Raw genomic sequence first — 14,043 nt, 5'->3', positions numbered from 1 at the left:
AGGTACGACAAGTGGCACTGGGACGGGGCGCGCTCCGCCACTCGGCTGGCTACGTTCTCGAGTACGACGCGGCGGTGCCCGACGAACCGGTCAGCCCGTACCTGCACGTGCTCTTTCACGGGGCGAGCCGGATCGAGTCGCACGCGCCGCCGGTCTTCGCCCGTCGGCAGTGGGCGAACTCGACGCGGGAGGCCTGCCTCTTCGTCTGCGACCCCATCCACATGCACACCCGGGGATCCAACTGTGGGTGGTTCCTCCTCGGCGAGGACGAGTTCATGGCTCAGTTGCTGGCCCTGCGCGAATCGATCATGCGGGAGTACGGGCTCACCGGCACTGTGTGGCATGGGCTCTCCTCCGGCGGCTACGCGGCCCTCAAGTACTGGATGCGGGCCGGTGCCGACGACCTCGCGTTCGTCACGGCGCCGCACGACGACCCGACCGTGTTGTGGCAGTGGAAGGAGTACGCGGCGCCGTTCCTGCACCTGCCGCACTGGGGGGCGCCGGTGCCGACGACAAGGCAGATGGACGAGTGGCTCACCCCGGGTGTACGGCGCTACCTGCACGCCATGGTGAACGAGAAGGAGGCGTACTACGCGCTCGCGCACCTGCGTCCCATCATGAACCGGATCGGCTACGGCGAGGGCGCCCGCGCGGTCCGGCTGAACAACGGTCGCGACCACGGCTTCATGTCCGACGCCGATTACGAAGCGCAGCTGACCCGCGCGATCGCCGACTGGGAGCGGCACCGCGCCGACGCGCCCGCGCCGCACAAGGCCGTAGGCGGACAGCGATGAGCAATGCCGTCATGATCCGGTCGGCGGTGCCGGGCGATGCGCCGGCGTTGCCGGGCATTTTCCGCCAGGGCGAGCCCGCTGAGTTCGCCGAGCGACTCAGCGCGCCGCGGCCTGAGTCCGGCACGGCGTACTACGTCGTCGAGCTCGACGGCAAGCTCGCCGCCGCGTTCGCCCTCACCCCGCTCGGTGGGCTCGCCCCAGGCCACCCGCCCCGTTTTCTGCTGCACGAGATCAAGCTGGGCAGGCGGTTCCGCGGACTGGGCGTGCCGGAGCGGGTCTTCGCCTGGCTCGCCGAGACCATGGGCACCGGACAGCACGTGGACCTCATGGTGCTCGGCCCGACCGTGGACGACCCGCCGCTGATCAGCGACCTCGGCATGGTCAAGGCCCACCACGCCTTCCTCTGGGCTGCGGAGAAGACCTCCGCCGTCGACGGGGGTGCGCGATGACCACGGCGACCTCCTGGGCGGCAGCCGCAGACCTCGGGCTGTTCACGGCGCCCGTGCCCGTGCAGCTCGGCGGCTCGGGCACCGGTTATCAGAAGGTCTGCTCCACGGTGGCCGCGATGGCCGAAGACACCGGCATCTCCGGGCCGCCGTTCGCGCTCTCAGCACACCTCTGGGCTTTCCAGTCGCCCGTGGTCGAGTTCGGCTCACCGACCCAGCACGAGGAGTACCTGAGCCGCTCGCTCGCCGGAGAACTGGTCGGCGCGTTCGCCGGCACTGAGCCGGAGGCTGGATCAGACCTGCTCTCGCTGCGGACCCGGGCAGAGCGCGACGAGCCGTCGGGGGGGTGGGTGCTGTCCGGCACCAAGACCTTCGTGACCAACGGTCCGCTCGCCGATGTCTTCCTGGTCCTCGCCCGTACGGCGGATGGCAGCGCCCTCGGCGGCCTCACCGCGTTCCTCATCCCGCGGGAGACGCCGGGACTTGAGATCGGCGCCGAGATTCCGAAGACGGCACTGCCCGGCGCTCGCTTCAACCTCCTGCGGCTGGACGGATGCCGGGTGGCCGACGGGGCCAGGCTCGGCCGGGTCGGCAGCGGCTTCGCCGTGCTCATGCACGCGATGCGGTACGAGCGCGCGTTCATCCTGGCCCCGACAATCGGGCTGATGTCACGAGCCCTGCGCCTCGCGGTGGGGCATGCCCGCGAACGGGTCCAGTTCGGCCGCTCGATCGGCTCCTACGACGCCGTACGCGGCCGGATCGTGCAGATGCACCTGAGCCTGACCAGCGCCCGGGAATTCCTGGAGGGCACCGCGCGGCTGGCCGACGCCGGGCACCTCGACCACGGCCGGGCTTCGCTGACCAAGTTGCACGTGAGCGCCGAGTTCAACACATTCTGCGACGCGCTGCCCGACGTGTACGGCGGCTACGCCCTGCTCCCGGAGAACGGGACCGTCCAGCTCCTGGCCGACGCCGTCGCGAGCCGTTACTACTCGGGCACCACCGACATGCAGATCAAGGTTATCGCCGAAGGGTTGGGACTGTAGATGTCCGACGAACCGTTGCTCGCCACGGTGCACTCCATCGTTCAGGACGTCGCACCCGGCCGCCGGATCGACGCAGACACGCCGCTGATCGCCGAGCGCATCATCGACTCGCTCGCGCTGATCAGCCTGATCGTGCGGTTGGAGAAGGAGTTCGACGTCCACATCCCCGACAGCGAGATCGATCCGGAGAACTTCGACAACCTCCGCGCGATCGTCGCGTTCCTGAAGTCCAAGGGTTGCTGAGCATGCCCGGTTCACCCAGCCTCGCCGACGAGTTGCGTGTCACCGCGCTCACCCATCCGGACCGCGCGGCAGTGACCGACGGGATCGCGACGCTGACCTACCGCGCCCTCGACGCGCTCGTGGCGGACCTGGCCGCGGCCCTGACTGCCGCGGGCGTCCGCGTCGGCGACTGCGTCATCTGGCACGGTCGGAAGAACGTGGCGGCCGTGGCCGCCATCCATGGCATCCTGCGCGCGGAGGCCGGATTCGTGCCGGTCGACCCCGACGGGCCGATCGCCCGCGCGGAGCTCATCGTTGGGCTCACCCGCCCGCGCCTGCTGCTGGCGGACGGCGTCACGAAGGATCGGTGGGACGAGGCCATGCCGGCCCTCGAATGGCGGCCGGCCACGCCGGGCGACGTCGTCGCCGGCGACCTCTGGCTGGCGCCCTGGCCGGGCACCCCGCGCGAGCCTGTGGAGTCGCTGGCGTACGTACTGCACACCTCGGGCAGCACCGGACGGCCCAAGGGCGTGGTGCACACTCAGAGCAGCGCCCTGGCCTTCATCGACTGGGCCGTGACCGAGCTGGCGCTCACGTGCGACGACGTCGTCGTCAACTCGGCCCCGCTGCACTTCGATCCCTCGACGCTGCACCTGTTCGGAGCGGCCCGGGTGGGTGCCACCGTTGCGCTGCTTCCGTCGGCCGCGGCCGCGTTCCCCCGCAAGTATTTGGCGTACTGCCGCGATGTCGGCGCGACCGTTCTGTACGCGGTGACCTCGACGATGGCTTGGCTCGCCCGGCGCGGAAAGGACATGCTGGGCGAGCTGACGAGCGTCCGGGCGGTCGTCTTCGGCGGCGAGGTCATGCAGGCCGGTGACATGAACATCCTGCTGGACGGACTGCCCCAGGCCCGATTCCTCAACGTCTACGGGCCGACCGAGAGTAACGTCTGCACCTTCTACGAGCTGCCGGCTGCGCGGCTCGCCCCGGACGCGGTGATCCCGATCGGACGCTCGCTGCCGGGCACCGACATCGTGCTGGTCGGCGACGACCTGCTGCCGGTGCCGCCGGGCGAACCCGGAGAACTGCTCGTGCGCGGGCCCACCATGATGGCTTCGTACCTCGATCCGGCGGACACCGCCAAAGCGTTCGTCCGGGTCGCCGGTGAGCCCTGGTACGCGACCGGCGACCTCGTGCTCCAGGGCTCCTCGGGCGAGTTGGAGTTCATCGGCCGGCGCGACGGCCAGATCAAGACCCGCGGCTTCCGCGTGGAGCTCGGCGAGGTCGAGCGATACCTCGCGGCGATCGAGGGCGTGCACGAGGCGGTCGCCTTGGGTGCGCGGGATCAGGAGATGAACACCGTCATCATCGCGTTTGTCAGTGCGGACCGGCCGACCGGCGGGGCAGCGCTGAACGAGGCACTCAGCGCCCGGGTACCCCGTTACATGCTCCCCGAGCGGATCATCGAGGTCGTCGGTGATCTGCCGAAACTCACCAACGGCAAGGTGGACCGCCAATCTCTGGCGCAGCGGGCGCAACGGATCCTGCACGGCCAGGACCGTACGCAGGTCGTCGGCGACGGGGGCCGCGCGTGAGCGGGAGTCTCGACGTCGGGCAACCCGAGGAGGTCGAAGTCTTGCGGCTGCCGGCGTTCCGGCGGCTGTGGGGCGCCAACGGCTTGCGGTACTCGGCGGGCGAGGTCGCCGGCCTGGCGCTGCCGATCACCGCGGTGCTGCTGTTGCATGCCGGCCCGCTCGCGGTCGGCCTGATCTTCGCCTGCGGCAGGGCGGGCTACCTGCTGTTCGGACTGCCGGCCGGCGTCTGGATCGACCGCTGGAACAAGAAGTCGGTGCTGATCGCTTCGGACCTCTGCTACGCGCTGGCCTTCGCCAGCGTGCCGGTCGCGTACCTGCTCGGTTCTCTGACCGTCACGCAGATGATGCTGGTGGCGCTGGTGGAGAGCACAGCCGCGGTGTTCTTCGACATCGCGCACACCAGCATCCTGCCCCAGCTCATGCCGAAGCGGATCATCGCGGATGCCAACGCCAGGCTGCAGACCTCGGAGAACGCCATCCAGGCCGTCTCGCCGAGCGTGGCGGGCGTGCTGACGCAGACGATCGCGGCGCCGCTGCTCTACCTGTTCGCGGCCGTGTGCCATGGCGGATCGGCGCTCTTGGTCCTCGGCGTCAAGGTCCGGGACGCCGTACGGCCCGAGCGGACGGCCAAGCGCCGCTTCCGCGAGGAGATAGCCGAGGGCGTGGTGTTCTCGCTGCGGCAGCCGTTCCTGCGGCTCATGCTCGTGCAGACCTCGCTCTTCACCTTCGGCGTCGGGCTGTTGCTCGCGATCCTCCCGTTCTTTCTCGTCCGCGAGATCGGCATGACCCCGTTCGAGTTCGGCCTGCAGGCGTCGCTCGGCGCCGTCTCCGGCGTGATCTCCTCGCTGGTCTGCCCGCGGCTGCGCCGCCGCTACGGCGAGATCCGGATGACCCTGCTCTTCGCGGGCCTGGCGCCGGTGGTGCTGCTGACCATGCCGCTGGCCGCGGTATTCCGGGCGGCCGCGGTACCGCTGGCCTTCATCGCCGCGATCGGCATCAACTTCGTCATCGTCGGACGGTCCATTGCCGGGGCCGGGCTGCGCGCACGGGTCACCCCGAACGAGTACCTCGGACGCGTCTCGGCGGCGTACGTGGTCGTCACGCGCGGAGCCACCACGGTCGGCGGGCTGACCTCGGGCGTGGTGGCGAGCGCATTCTCGACCTCCACCACCCTCTGGGTCGCCGTTCTGGAAATGGCCGTGCCGACCGTCATCCTTCTGCGCTCCCCACTGCGCGGATACCGCACGCTACCGCCCGAGTGGGAAGTGCCCGACGAGCAGCGCAAACCCCAAAGCCGATCGGAGAGTAACTCATCGTGAGCACAGTGGACCTTGAGCAGACCGTCAAGGAGTACGCGGAGCAGGGTTTCTCGATCATTCGCGGTGTCGTGCAACCCGACCTGATCGCCGAGGCGGACGAGCACGTCAAGTGGCTCGAGCGGAAGTATCCGGACCTGCGGCCCGAGCACTTCCACCACCCACTGATCCGGCACGACGCGTTCTGGGTCCGCATGATCGCCGATCCGGCGCTGGTGGACATCGCCGAGTTCTTCCTCGGGCCGAACCTCGCGTCGTTCACCTCGCACTACATATGCAAGCCGCCGTACGACGGGCAGCCGGTGCTGTGGCACCAGGACGGCGCGTACTGGAAGCTCATGCCGATGGAGGCGCTCACCGTGTGGGTCGCCATCGACGCGAGCACGACCGAGAACGGTTGCCTGCGGATGATCCCGGGCAGCCACCGGCTGCCGCTGCACGACCCGAGCCTGCGCGTCGACGAGCCCAACATGCTCTTCTCCACCGCCGACGAGGGGATCGTCGACGAGTGGGCGCACGAGCACGGCATCGTCGACATCGAGCTGCAGCCCGGCGACGTCTCCATCCACCACCCGCACTTGCTGCACAGCTCAGGCCCGAACCGCTCGGCAAAGCGGCGTTGCGGCCTCGACCTGGGCTACATCTCCACCTCGACCCGGATCAGCAGCGACAAGCTGTACCTGGACCCAATCCTGGTGCGCGGCAAGCCGGTCGAGGACGTGAACTTCTACCGGCCGTATCCCAAGTACGCCGAAGGGGAGAGCATCCCGTTCCGCGGTTGGCAGGAATGGAACGAGCGGGTCGACGGGCTCAACGTCGGCGTCCCGCTGCGCCCACCGGCCGAAGACGACGAGACGCCGATCGAGACCACCCGCCGCATGATCGTGCGGCTCAAGGAAGGCACCGTCCGCCGATGACCGTTCACGTCTTCGCGGGACCGACGCTGGGGCACGACGAGGTCCGTCGCCACGTTTCGGATGCTGTCGTGCACCCGCCGATCCGGCACGGCGATCTGCTGCGGCTGCGGCCAGGCACAGGCGACACCGTCCTCATCATCGACGGGCTGTTCCATCAGCAACCCCCGGTCCGGCACAAGGAGATCCTCGACGCCATGGCCGACGGCGCGATCGTCGTCGGCTCCTCGAGCATGGGAGCGCTGCGGGCCGCCGAGATGCACCAGTACGGCATGATCGGCATCGGCCGGGTCTTCGAGATGTACCGGGACCAGGTCATCGACGCCGACGACGAGGTCGCGGTCATGCACACGCCGCCGCCCGACTGGCGGATGGTCAGCGAGGCGCTCGTCAACATCCGGCACGGAGCGGCGGTCTGCGCCGACCGCGGCATCATCAGCGCCGCCGATGCGGAGCGTCTGGTCGAGGTCGCCCGAGCGATGCCCTATCCGCAGCGCCAGTGGCGGTCGATCGAGAGGACGGCAGTCCAGCTCGACCCGCAGCTGGGCCTGGCCGCCGAAGCCGTGCGGCACATGCTTGCCGCGGAACCCGACGCCGGCGACCTGAAGCGCGCCGACGCCTTGCTCGCCCTGGACGCGGTCGGCACGGGCACCCTCACGCCGAGCCCGGACGCCGAGCACGGCTGGCGGACCGACGTTCGGTGGCGCACCATGCACCTTGCCCGGTGGACCGCGGAGTTCCGAAGCCCCGGAGAGGCGGCGCCGTTCGGGTCCGGGCTGGCCGTCTTCAACTACCAGCAGATCTACGACCCGGACTTCCCGCGGCGCTGGGAGCGGCATGTCCTGCGCCGGATCGTCATCTCGGCGCCGGTCCCGCCGCCGGCCGGCCTCCCGCTCGCGGCCCGGGCGCTCGCCGTTGCGACCCGCGACGAACTCGGGCTCGAGTTGCTCGCCGAGGACCGGCAGCGGGTTTGGCTCACCGACGAGGAGCGGGCCGTGCTTGACGACGAGCAGCGGATGCTGCGGATCCTGGTCCGATCCTCTTGCAAGTCACCGGACTTCACCAGGGTGCCGTACGACGAGGACGCGCTACTCACGGACGTGCCCGGCACCGAGAAGGCGGTCGCCGAGGCCCTCGGCATCAACCGCCGCCTCGAGGAGATCTCTTATACCCGGCACATCGACAGACTGCGGCCGGACCGGGTGGCGGCGCACCTTGCCGCCACCTGGGGACTGGCACCCGGCGCCGGCGACCCTCCGCTGGAGGCGGCCGCCCGCGACCGCGGCTTCATCTCGCTCGACGAGGTGATCAAGGCGGCCCGGCCCTTCTATCTGCGCAACGCGGCGCACACGGCGCCCCTGGGCGCGATGATCCTGCAGCGCGACGGAGAGAGCCCCGCCCATGTCTGACCAGCTGACCAGCAGCGCCTCGAAAGTCTTCTACACCGGCACCCACCGCACCCGGATGCCGGAGGACACCTGGGAGGTCATGCGGCCGCACCTGCGGCGCTACGGCGTCACCAGGGTCGCCGACGTCACCGGGCTGGATGTCATCGGCATCCCGGTCTGCATGGCGGTCCGCCCGCTCTCGCGTACCTTGAGCGTCTCCCAAGGCAAGGGACACTCGCTGCTGCTCGCAAAGATCTCGGCGGTGATGGAGTCCATCGAGCTGTGGCACGCCGAGTACGGATGTCCGCCCGCCGATGTCCGGGCCACCCCGGCCACCGAGTTGGGCCTGCCGTACTCACTCGACCGGCTCGACATCTATCGCGGCGGCCTGGTCGGCGACCGTACGGCACTGGACTGGCTCACCGGCACCGGGCTGTGCACGGGGCGGCCCGTACTGGTTCCGCACCACATGATTCACATGGCCCGCAACCTGACCCCGGGCTGGTCGCCTCTCGGCATGCGCAACGGCAGCAACGGGCTGGCCTCGGGCAACGACCTGGCCGAGGCGACCCTGCACGCCATCTACGAGGTTCTCGAGCGCAACTCGCTGGAGCACCTGACCAAGTCCGTCGAGGGACGTATCACCGTCGACCCGGCGACCGTCGACGAGCCCACCTGCGCCGAGCTGATTGACCGGATCCGGGCCACCGACGCGGTCTTCGAGATCACGATGGTGCCCAACCGCTGGGGCCTGCCCTGCTTCGTCGCGTACGTGTGGAGCTACGACTTTCCGGTGTTCTCGGTCGGCACGGGCGCACACTCGTCGGTCGGGGTGGCGCTGTCGCGGGCCATTACCGAGGCGGTACAGAGCCGGCTCACCGCGATCGCCGGCAGCCGCGACGACCTCGCGCCCATGTACGCGCACGTCCAGCGTGGTACCGGCCTCAAGCCGGTCGGGCCGCCGGAACTCGTCCCATTCGCCGATGTCGCGGACCGCGGTCACGTGGAGTTCGATGACGTCACCGAGGAGGTCTCCTGGATCAGCCGCCGCATCGAGGAGCACACCGGTGTCGAACCGATTCTGGTCGACTTGAGCACGGCCGACGACTTCGCGGTGGTCAAAGTCGTCGCGCCTGGCCTGCGCTTCGCCGACCGGCACGTGGTTCCGCGTCCCCGGTACTGAGGCCACGCGCCAGTCGATCCTTCGCGCACCGATCGACAGGCACTATCCGTCATCGCACAGGAGGCTCCGATGGACACAACACAAAGCCCGGTAGCCGTGGCAGGCACGTTGCACTCCCACGGCGATCGTTACCGCGTCTACGACGACCTGTTGGTGCCCGCCGACTTCGAGGCGGTGGCGGCGCTGTTCGAACGGCTGGAGCTCACGCCGCGTACGACGAACAAGTTCGAGAAGCTGGACGGGCCGAGCCTGCGCGGCCGCAGCGTCCAGCGGCGGCTGACGGCACCCGGGGCGGCGGACAGCCGCTGGGAGAACGCCGTGGTCGCGCGGGTGCGGGAGAACTTCGACCTGTTCCGGTCCGGCGGGGAGCCGGACGATCAGGTGACGATGGTCTTCACGCCATGGGGCTACCCGGGCGGATCTCAGTTGCACTGGCACAGGGACCAGGGCTCACAGAAGCTGGGCGCGTTCATCTACTACGTGCACCGGCGATGGCACGCGTCGTGGGGCGGCGCCCTGGCGATCCTCGACGCCGAGTCCCGCTCGGCCGAGCTGGCCGACGAGGAGATCATGGACAGTCCGCTCAACCCGGTCATCGTTATGCCCAAGCCCAATCGCCTCGTGCTCTTGGAGGCGAACACGCCACACTCGATTCAGCGGACCGACCTGAGTGCCGAGGGCATGCGATGCGCGTTCGCCGGGTTCGTCCTGGCCAGCCCTCATTAACTATTCTGACCTGCGCTGTCATTGGCCGAGGCGTTGGAAGCTGTTGTCTGCGGACGCGCGGTCGGCGCCGCGGGATCCGGCGAAGCCGAGGGCGCAGGCGCCAATGCCAGGGGCTGGCCTGGTCGGTGCTGTCGGTGACTACCAGCGCATCCTCACCGCGCTCGCTGACCGGGCCTGGCTCCATCAAGGCCCGCTGACCTGCCAGGAAATGGCCGCCGTGTTCGGCATGGACGTGCGGGTGGAGGCACTGCGGTCGAAAGCGAAACGCCTGGTCGCCCGCGGCTGGCCGGCCGAGCAGCAGCCGGGCCGGTACACCCTCGCGCAGGGTGTGGCCGTGCCAGGCGGCGGGTCATGAGCCCGATCATCGACCAGTAGATCAGCGCCTCGGTGCTGGTGGTGCGCCGCTCGAAGTCGCGTACCGGGCGGCGAGTTCGCATCGGGTGGGCGAGGAGCAGCCGCTCTCGCGGGCCACCTGCCTGATCGGCGGTCCACGTCCATGCGGTCCACGTGCCGTGTCAGGCCGGTGGTGCCAGGCGTTTTCACGCCCGCCCGGGGGCACGTCATCCGCCCCCGGCGTCCTCGGCCTCCCAGCGCAGCAGGTCGCCCGGCTGGCACTCGAGCACCTCGCAGAGCGCGGCGAGCGTCGCGAAGCGCACCGCCTTGGCGCGCCCGTTCTTGAGTACCGCCAGGTTGGCGGGCGTGATGCCGACGCGGTCCGCGAGCTCGCCCACGGACATCTTCCGCCTGGCCAGCATCACGTCGATGTCGACGGCGATCGGCATCAGATCACCTCGTCCAACTCGGCCTGCATCTGCGCCGCTTCGACGTCGCGCGCGACGGCCTGGGCGAGCAGCATCCGCAGCACGAGCACGATGAGCGCGACCCCCAGGATGGCCACGCCGACCCCGCCCATGATGAGGGTGACCCCCGGGTCGTCCCGCTGGCCCGGCGCATTGAGGGCCGTGACCGCGAACCACACGAGGGCAGCCGCCACGATGGCGCCGATCACGAGGTCCACGTAACGGAAGGCGGCGTGGGAGAACACGGTTCCGCGTCGCACCATCGTCACCAGCCGCCATACGCAGACCAGGGCGACCTGGGCCGACACCATGCCCAGGATCGTGGTCACGCGCAGCGGGGTGAGCGGGAGCGACCCGTCCTCCGGGTCGGCGGCCAACGCCCACACCATCGATGCCTGTACGAACACGGTGCCGGCGAGCACCACCACGAGCACGGCGCGCAGCGCACGAACTGCCAGCTTTCCCATGGTCCACCCTTCCATCGAGTTGCGATGGAAATCTATCGAATGTCGATAAGTGAAGCAAGGGCTGGGACGGAAGGTGGGTGACGGTTCGCGCCGTGACGGGACATCGCCGCCGCCCCTCCCGTGGCATGGCACACGCGCGAACCGTCTTGATCTTGTCGAAGCCGGCCTCGCTTGACCACAAAACGGACGCCCCCGACTACGCCGAGGCCCTGCCGCAGCCCCGACCACGGCAGCTCGGTGCGCATGGCGCGGCCGTGACCGCGCACGGATCCGGAGTGCCGAGGGAGCTCATACGGCCGGGCCCGTCCCTGACCGCCGTCGACGCCACCACCCTGGCCGTCACCCGCCGCTCCTACGACCCCTCGGGTGCGCACCAAGCCCAGTTCCTGGGTGGCGCCGGACGAGAACCACGGCTTCCTCGGCCAGCCCGCGGATCCCGTCACCGGCCTCGACCTGCTCGGCGCCCGCAACTACGACCCCGTCGTGGGCCGCTTCCTCACCCCGGACCCGGTCTTCCAGGCCGGTGACCCCGACCGGATGGGCGGCTGCGCCTACGCCGCCGACAATCCCGCCAGCAGCAGCGATCCCACGGGTTACGACGACTGGTACAACGACCCGTCCATGAACAAGTGCGCCATCGGCTGCGGCGGATCCAAGAAATCCGGCAGTGGGGGCGGCACCGGGACTTCCAGCGGCAGCGCGGGCGGCGGCGGGGGCAGTGTCACCCCGGCTGCGCCCGGAAACCCCACGACGTTGCCCACCTCGCCGCCGCGAAGCGCGCCGGCGCGCAGGTACGGGCCCGTGCGGCGGATGCGGAGGCGGCTGAGCCGAGTTCCCTCGAGACGGGGCGCCGGGGACGAGGCCCCCGGCGCGGGACTCACGCGCCCCACACAAAAGCCACTCCTGGCCGCAAGGCCTCGTCCGCAGCGGCAGCGATCGTCATCGATACCCGGTTGCCCAGGGGCACGAGGATTGAGGTCGGTCTCGGCCGGCGCACGGAATCTCCGGAAGCGGATGGCGCAGCGCACGCTCTTCCCGAACGGTGACGGCGTTCCGGCCCACTCCGCGAAGCAATCAGTCGCGACGGCCCGCTCTACCTGACCGGACCCTCATCCTCTCCTGGCTGTTCGTCAGGCATGTCCAGGATGGACTCCCGGGTGTAGTGAGGACTCCCTGAGGGTGGGGCTGCCCCAGGGGCCATGAGTTCGGTGAGGAGCCTGCTCAGGTCATCCGTGGACAGCGCCAGGCCCAGGGTCTGCACGATGCGCAGAGCGCAGTCCCGGATCGCCCGAGCGTCCTGCTCGGGCGCCGCCGTGCTCCTGATCTCGTCACACACTCGGCTGAACTGCTCAGCGCTGATCGTCGGCCGACTTACCGGTTGCGCCATGGTGCGCTCCTCCTGGAAGAACGGGTCTTTCCACCCGCTCTTCCAGAAAGCGCTGAGCACGCCCCAACGGCAACCGGAGAGAGCCGGTGCGCAGGCGATCGACGCGGTCGAGGCCGGCGGCGGCGTGCCGTCCATGGCGGTCGTGGCCAGTAGGGGCCGGCCCCGTTGGTGGGGGTGGGCCCGGGCAGGTGGGTTGTATCGGCTCGAGAGCCTTGATCGCTGCTGAGCCTGCTGATTGCCCTGGCTTCGTGAGGCGGGGCCTGTCGCAGTGCAGGACCGCCCCGTGGCAATGGGGGCAGGGGGATGCACAGCCGGTATGCCACTGTGGGAGGTGTCGCCATTCGGGACGCGCAGGCTCGTCCGTTGGGGTTGTTGCTGCGGGTCGCGCGCGGGCCGCAGGCCAGGAGGCGGGAGGTTCAGGGACAGGAAGGGCGTCGGCTGTGCGGGTCTGGCCTGCACGGTACTCCGGTGACGAGTGGCGCTTCTCGCTGGAAGACCCGGACCGTGCTCCGGTCGAGGGAAGCACACCGGCAGTGGCGATCATCAACATCAAGGCCGACCGCTGCCTGTCCCAGAAGACAACGGGCAAGCACCGAACTGGTCCTCGCCGACTGCGACGATGGAGCCCGCCTTGGCCGTTCACGCCTGACGCCATGGCTGCACCACGTCTGTACCAGCGAAGGCGGCCCACGACGCAGAGGGTCTGTCCAGTTATCGACCCTGTCTCGCATTCGGTGGTGACGGAGGGTGTCGCTGGCGGAGGAGGATGCGGTGGCGAACCTATGGCAGGCCCCTGACAGGTCGAGGAACTCGATCGCGTGCTCGATCCGGTTGACCGCTGGTGCCACCGGCGACTCGCGGCGGAAGGCTTCCCCCATCGCCCGGAAGGCGACCTCGGGACGGTGCAGCGGGTTCTGGGTCACTCTCGTGGCGATCTCGTCATCCCGGGTCAGCTCCTTTACAGCCCGCACCTTGTCCTCCGCGGGGACCTGAGAGGCCACCGCCGGGCGGCGCCGGAAGCGCCTGGCCGCGGCGGTGTCCCGCCGGTTCGGGACGAGGATGTCCAGGACGTTGCCGTCCACGTCGACGGCCCCCCAGAGGTACGTCTGCTCTCCGTCGATCTTGACGGGCGGCGAGGTGGTCGGCACGCGTGGTCTCATCGGCGGGATCTCCGCCTGTCGTCGGCGACAGCCCAGTCTGGCGGGTGCTCCGGTGCTCGGGTGCTTTGGTGCTCGGGTGCTTTGGTGCCCCCGGGCGGTGCGCGGTGTTCCGTGTTCGGCCCGGGGGCGGTTTTGGCGGGTTCAGGAGGTGGGGGCGACGAGCATGTGCTCGGTTCCGAGGTGGTTGGTGCCGGTGTCGGTGTACATGGTGGTTTCGCCGTCGGACCAGCGGGTGACGAGGTCGTCGGTGCGGTTGTTGCCGGTGTAGTCGCCGGTGGTCATGGCCGCGTCGTGGGTCCAGGTCTCGTTGGGGTTCAGGATGCGCTGCTCGGTGCCGAGGCCCGATGTGGTGGTGCCGACGTAGTTGTCGAGTTCGCCGTCGGTCCAGCGGACCATGAGGTCCCACTTCTGGTTGCCGGAGAATTCACCGGCGGTCAGGAGTGTGGCGTCTTTCCAGGTGTCGTTCTTCGGCTTCAGTTGGTGTTCCTGGCCGAAGGTGCCGGCGCTGACGTTGGTGTAGAGGGTCAGCTCGCCGTCGATCCAGCGGACGACCACGTCGGTGGCGTACTGGGAGGCGGCGAAGCGGCCGGCGGCGATCT

Annotated in this window: 14 protein-coding genes and 2 pseudogenes; 12 read left to right on the top strand and 4 right to left on the bottom strand. The window is 69.6% G+C overall.

Features of this window, described 5'->3' with window-relative positions:
* Positions 1-11 precede the first annotated feature (11 nt).
* The 11 genes and pseudogenes from ACFW2E_RS01225 to ACFW2E_RS01175 all read left to right on the top strand — a co-directional run.
* On the top strand, positions 12-794 hold the full coding sequence (locus ACFW2E_RS01225; protein ID WP_384459462.1) for a hypothetical protein: 783 nt from the start codon (positions 12-14) through the stop codon (positions 792-794).
* The gene (locus ACFW2E_RS01220) at positions 791-1,243 is read left to right on the top strand and encodes a hypothetical protein (protein WP_384459459.1); all 453 of its coding nucleotides are present in this window, start codon (positions 791-793) and stop codon (positions 1,241-1,243) included. The genes ACFW2E_RS01225 and ACFW2E_RS01220 overlap by 4 nt, the downstream gene beginning before the upstream one ends.
* Positions 1,240-2,286, top strand: a complete 1,047-nt coding sequence (locus ACFW2E_RS01215) for an acyl-CoA dehydrogenase family protein (protein ID WP_384459456.1) — start codon at positions 1,240-1,242, stop codon at positions 2,284-2,286. Before ACFW2E_RS01220 ends, ACFW2E_RS01215 begins: the two co-directional genes overlap by 4 nt.
* Complete coding sequence (locus ACFW2E_RS01210; protein WP_384459453.1) at positions 2,287-2,529, top strand: acyl carrier protein; 243 nt, start codon at positions 2,287-2,289, stop codon at positions 2,527-2,529.
* 2 nt (positions 2,530-2,531) lie between these two features.
* On the top strand, positions 2,532-4,103 hold the full coding sequence (locus tag ACFW2E_RS01205) for an AMP-binding protein (RefSeq protein WP_384459450.1): 1,572 nt from the start codon (positions 2,532-2,534) through the stop codon (positions 4,101-4,103).
* The gene (locus ACFW2E_RS01200) at positions 4,100-5,422 is read left to right on the top strand and encodes an MFS transporter (RefSeq protein WP_384459447.1); all 1,323 of its coding nucleotides are present in this window, start codon (positions 4,100-4,102) and stop codon (positions 5,420-5,422) included. The genes ACFW2E_RS01205 and ACFW2E_RS01200 overlap by 4 nt, the downstream gene beginning before the upstream one ends.
* Positions 5,419-6,336 carry a phytanoyl-CoA dioxygenase family protein gene (locus tag ACFW2E_RS01195; protein ID WP_384459444.1) on the top strand — a complete coding sequence of 306 codons (918 nt, stop codon included), beginning with the start codon at positions 5,419-5,421 and terminating at the stop codon, positions 6,334-6,336. Before ACFW2E_RS01200 ends, ACFW2E_RS01195 begins: the two co-directional genes overlap by 4 nt.
* On the top strand, positions 6,333-7,742 hold the full coding sequence (locus ACFW2E_RS01190) for a TfuA-like protein (protein WP_384459441.1): 1,410 nt from the start codon (positions 6,333-6,335) through the stop codon (positions 7,740-7,742). The genes ACFW2E_RS01195 and ACFW2E_RS01190 overlap by 4 nt, the downstream gene beginning before the upstream one ends.
* On the top strand, positions 7,735-8,904 hold the full coding sequence (locus tag ACFW2E_RS01185) for a YcaO-like family protein (RefSeq protein WP_384459438.1): 1,170 nt from the start codon (positions 7,735-7,737) through the stop codon (positions 8,902-8,904). The genes ACFW2E_RS01190 and ACFW2E_RS01185 overlap by 8 nt, the downstream gene beginning before the upstream one ends.
* Before the next feature lie 69 nt (positions 8,905-8,973).
* Complete coding sequence (locus ACFW2E_RS01180; protein ID WP_384459435.1) at positions 8,974-9,630, top strand: 2OG-Fe(II) oxygenase; 657 nt, start codon at positions 8,974-8,976, stop codon at positions 9,628-9,630.
* 110 nt (positions 9,631-9,740) lie between these two features.
* A pseudogene (locus tag ACFW2E_RS01175) lies at positions 9,741-9,985 on the top strand (hypothetical protein); the annotation flags it as partial.
* A gap of 205 nt (positions 9,986-10,190) precedes the next feature.
* Here ACFW2E_RS01175 and ACFW2E_RS01170 read toward each other — a convergent pair.
* Both ACFW2E_RS01170 and ACFW2E_RS01165 read right to left on the bottom strand, forming a co-directional pair.
* Complete coding sequence (locus ACFW2E_RS01170; RefSeq protein WP_384459432.1) at positions 10,191-10,412, bottom strand: helix-turn-helix domain-containing protein; 222 nt, start codon at positions 10,410-10,412, stop codon at positions 10,191-10,193.
* Entirely contained in the window at positions 10,412-10,897 is a 486-nt protein-coding gene (locus ACFW2E_RS01165) for a DUF2975 domain-containing protein (protein WP_384459429.1), read from the bottom strand. The genes ACFW2E_RS01170 and ACFW2E_RS01165 overlap by 1 nt, the downstream gene beginning before the upstream one ends.
* Before the next feature lie 366 nt (positions 10,898-11,263).
* On the opposite strand from ACFW2E_RS01165, the gene ACFW2E_RS01160 reads away from it, so the two are divergent.
* Complete coding sequence (locus tag ACFW2E_RS01160) at positions 11,264-11,998, top strand: RHS repeat-associated core domain-containing protein (RefSeq protein ID WP_384459426.1); 735 nt, start codon at positions 11,264-11,266, stop codon at positions 11,996-11,998.
* A gap of 702 nt (positions 11,999-12,700) precedes the next feature.
* On the opposite strand, the gene ACFW2E_RS01155 is transcribed toward ACFW2E_RS01160, so the two are convergent.
* Positions 12,701-13,444 carry a DUF6192 family protein gene (locus ACFW2E_RS01155; RefSeq protein WP_384459423.1) on the bottom strand — a complete coding sequence of 248 codons (744 nt, stop codon included), beginning with the start codon at positions 13,442-13,444 and terminating at the stop codon, positions 12,701-12,703.
* Positions 13,445-13,585: 141 nt separating this feature from the next.
* A pseudogene (locus tag ACFW2E_RS01150) lies at positions 13,586-14,043 on the bottom strand (hypothetical protein); the annotation flags it as partial.

Origin of the sequence: Streptomyces sp. NPDC058964, from assembly GCF_042741275.1 — a bacterium.
Classification (GTDB): domain Bacteria; phylum Actinomycetota; class Actinomycetes; order Streptomycetales; family Streptomycetaceae; genus Streptomyces.
This window is presented reverse-complemented; position numbering and strand designations above follow the sequence as displayed.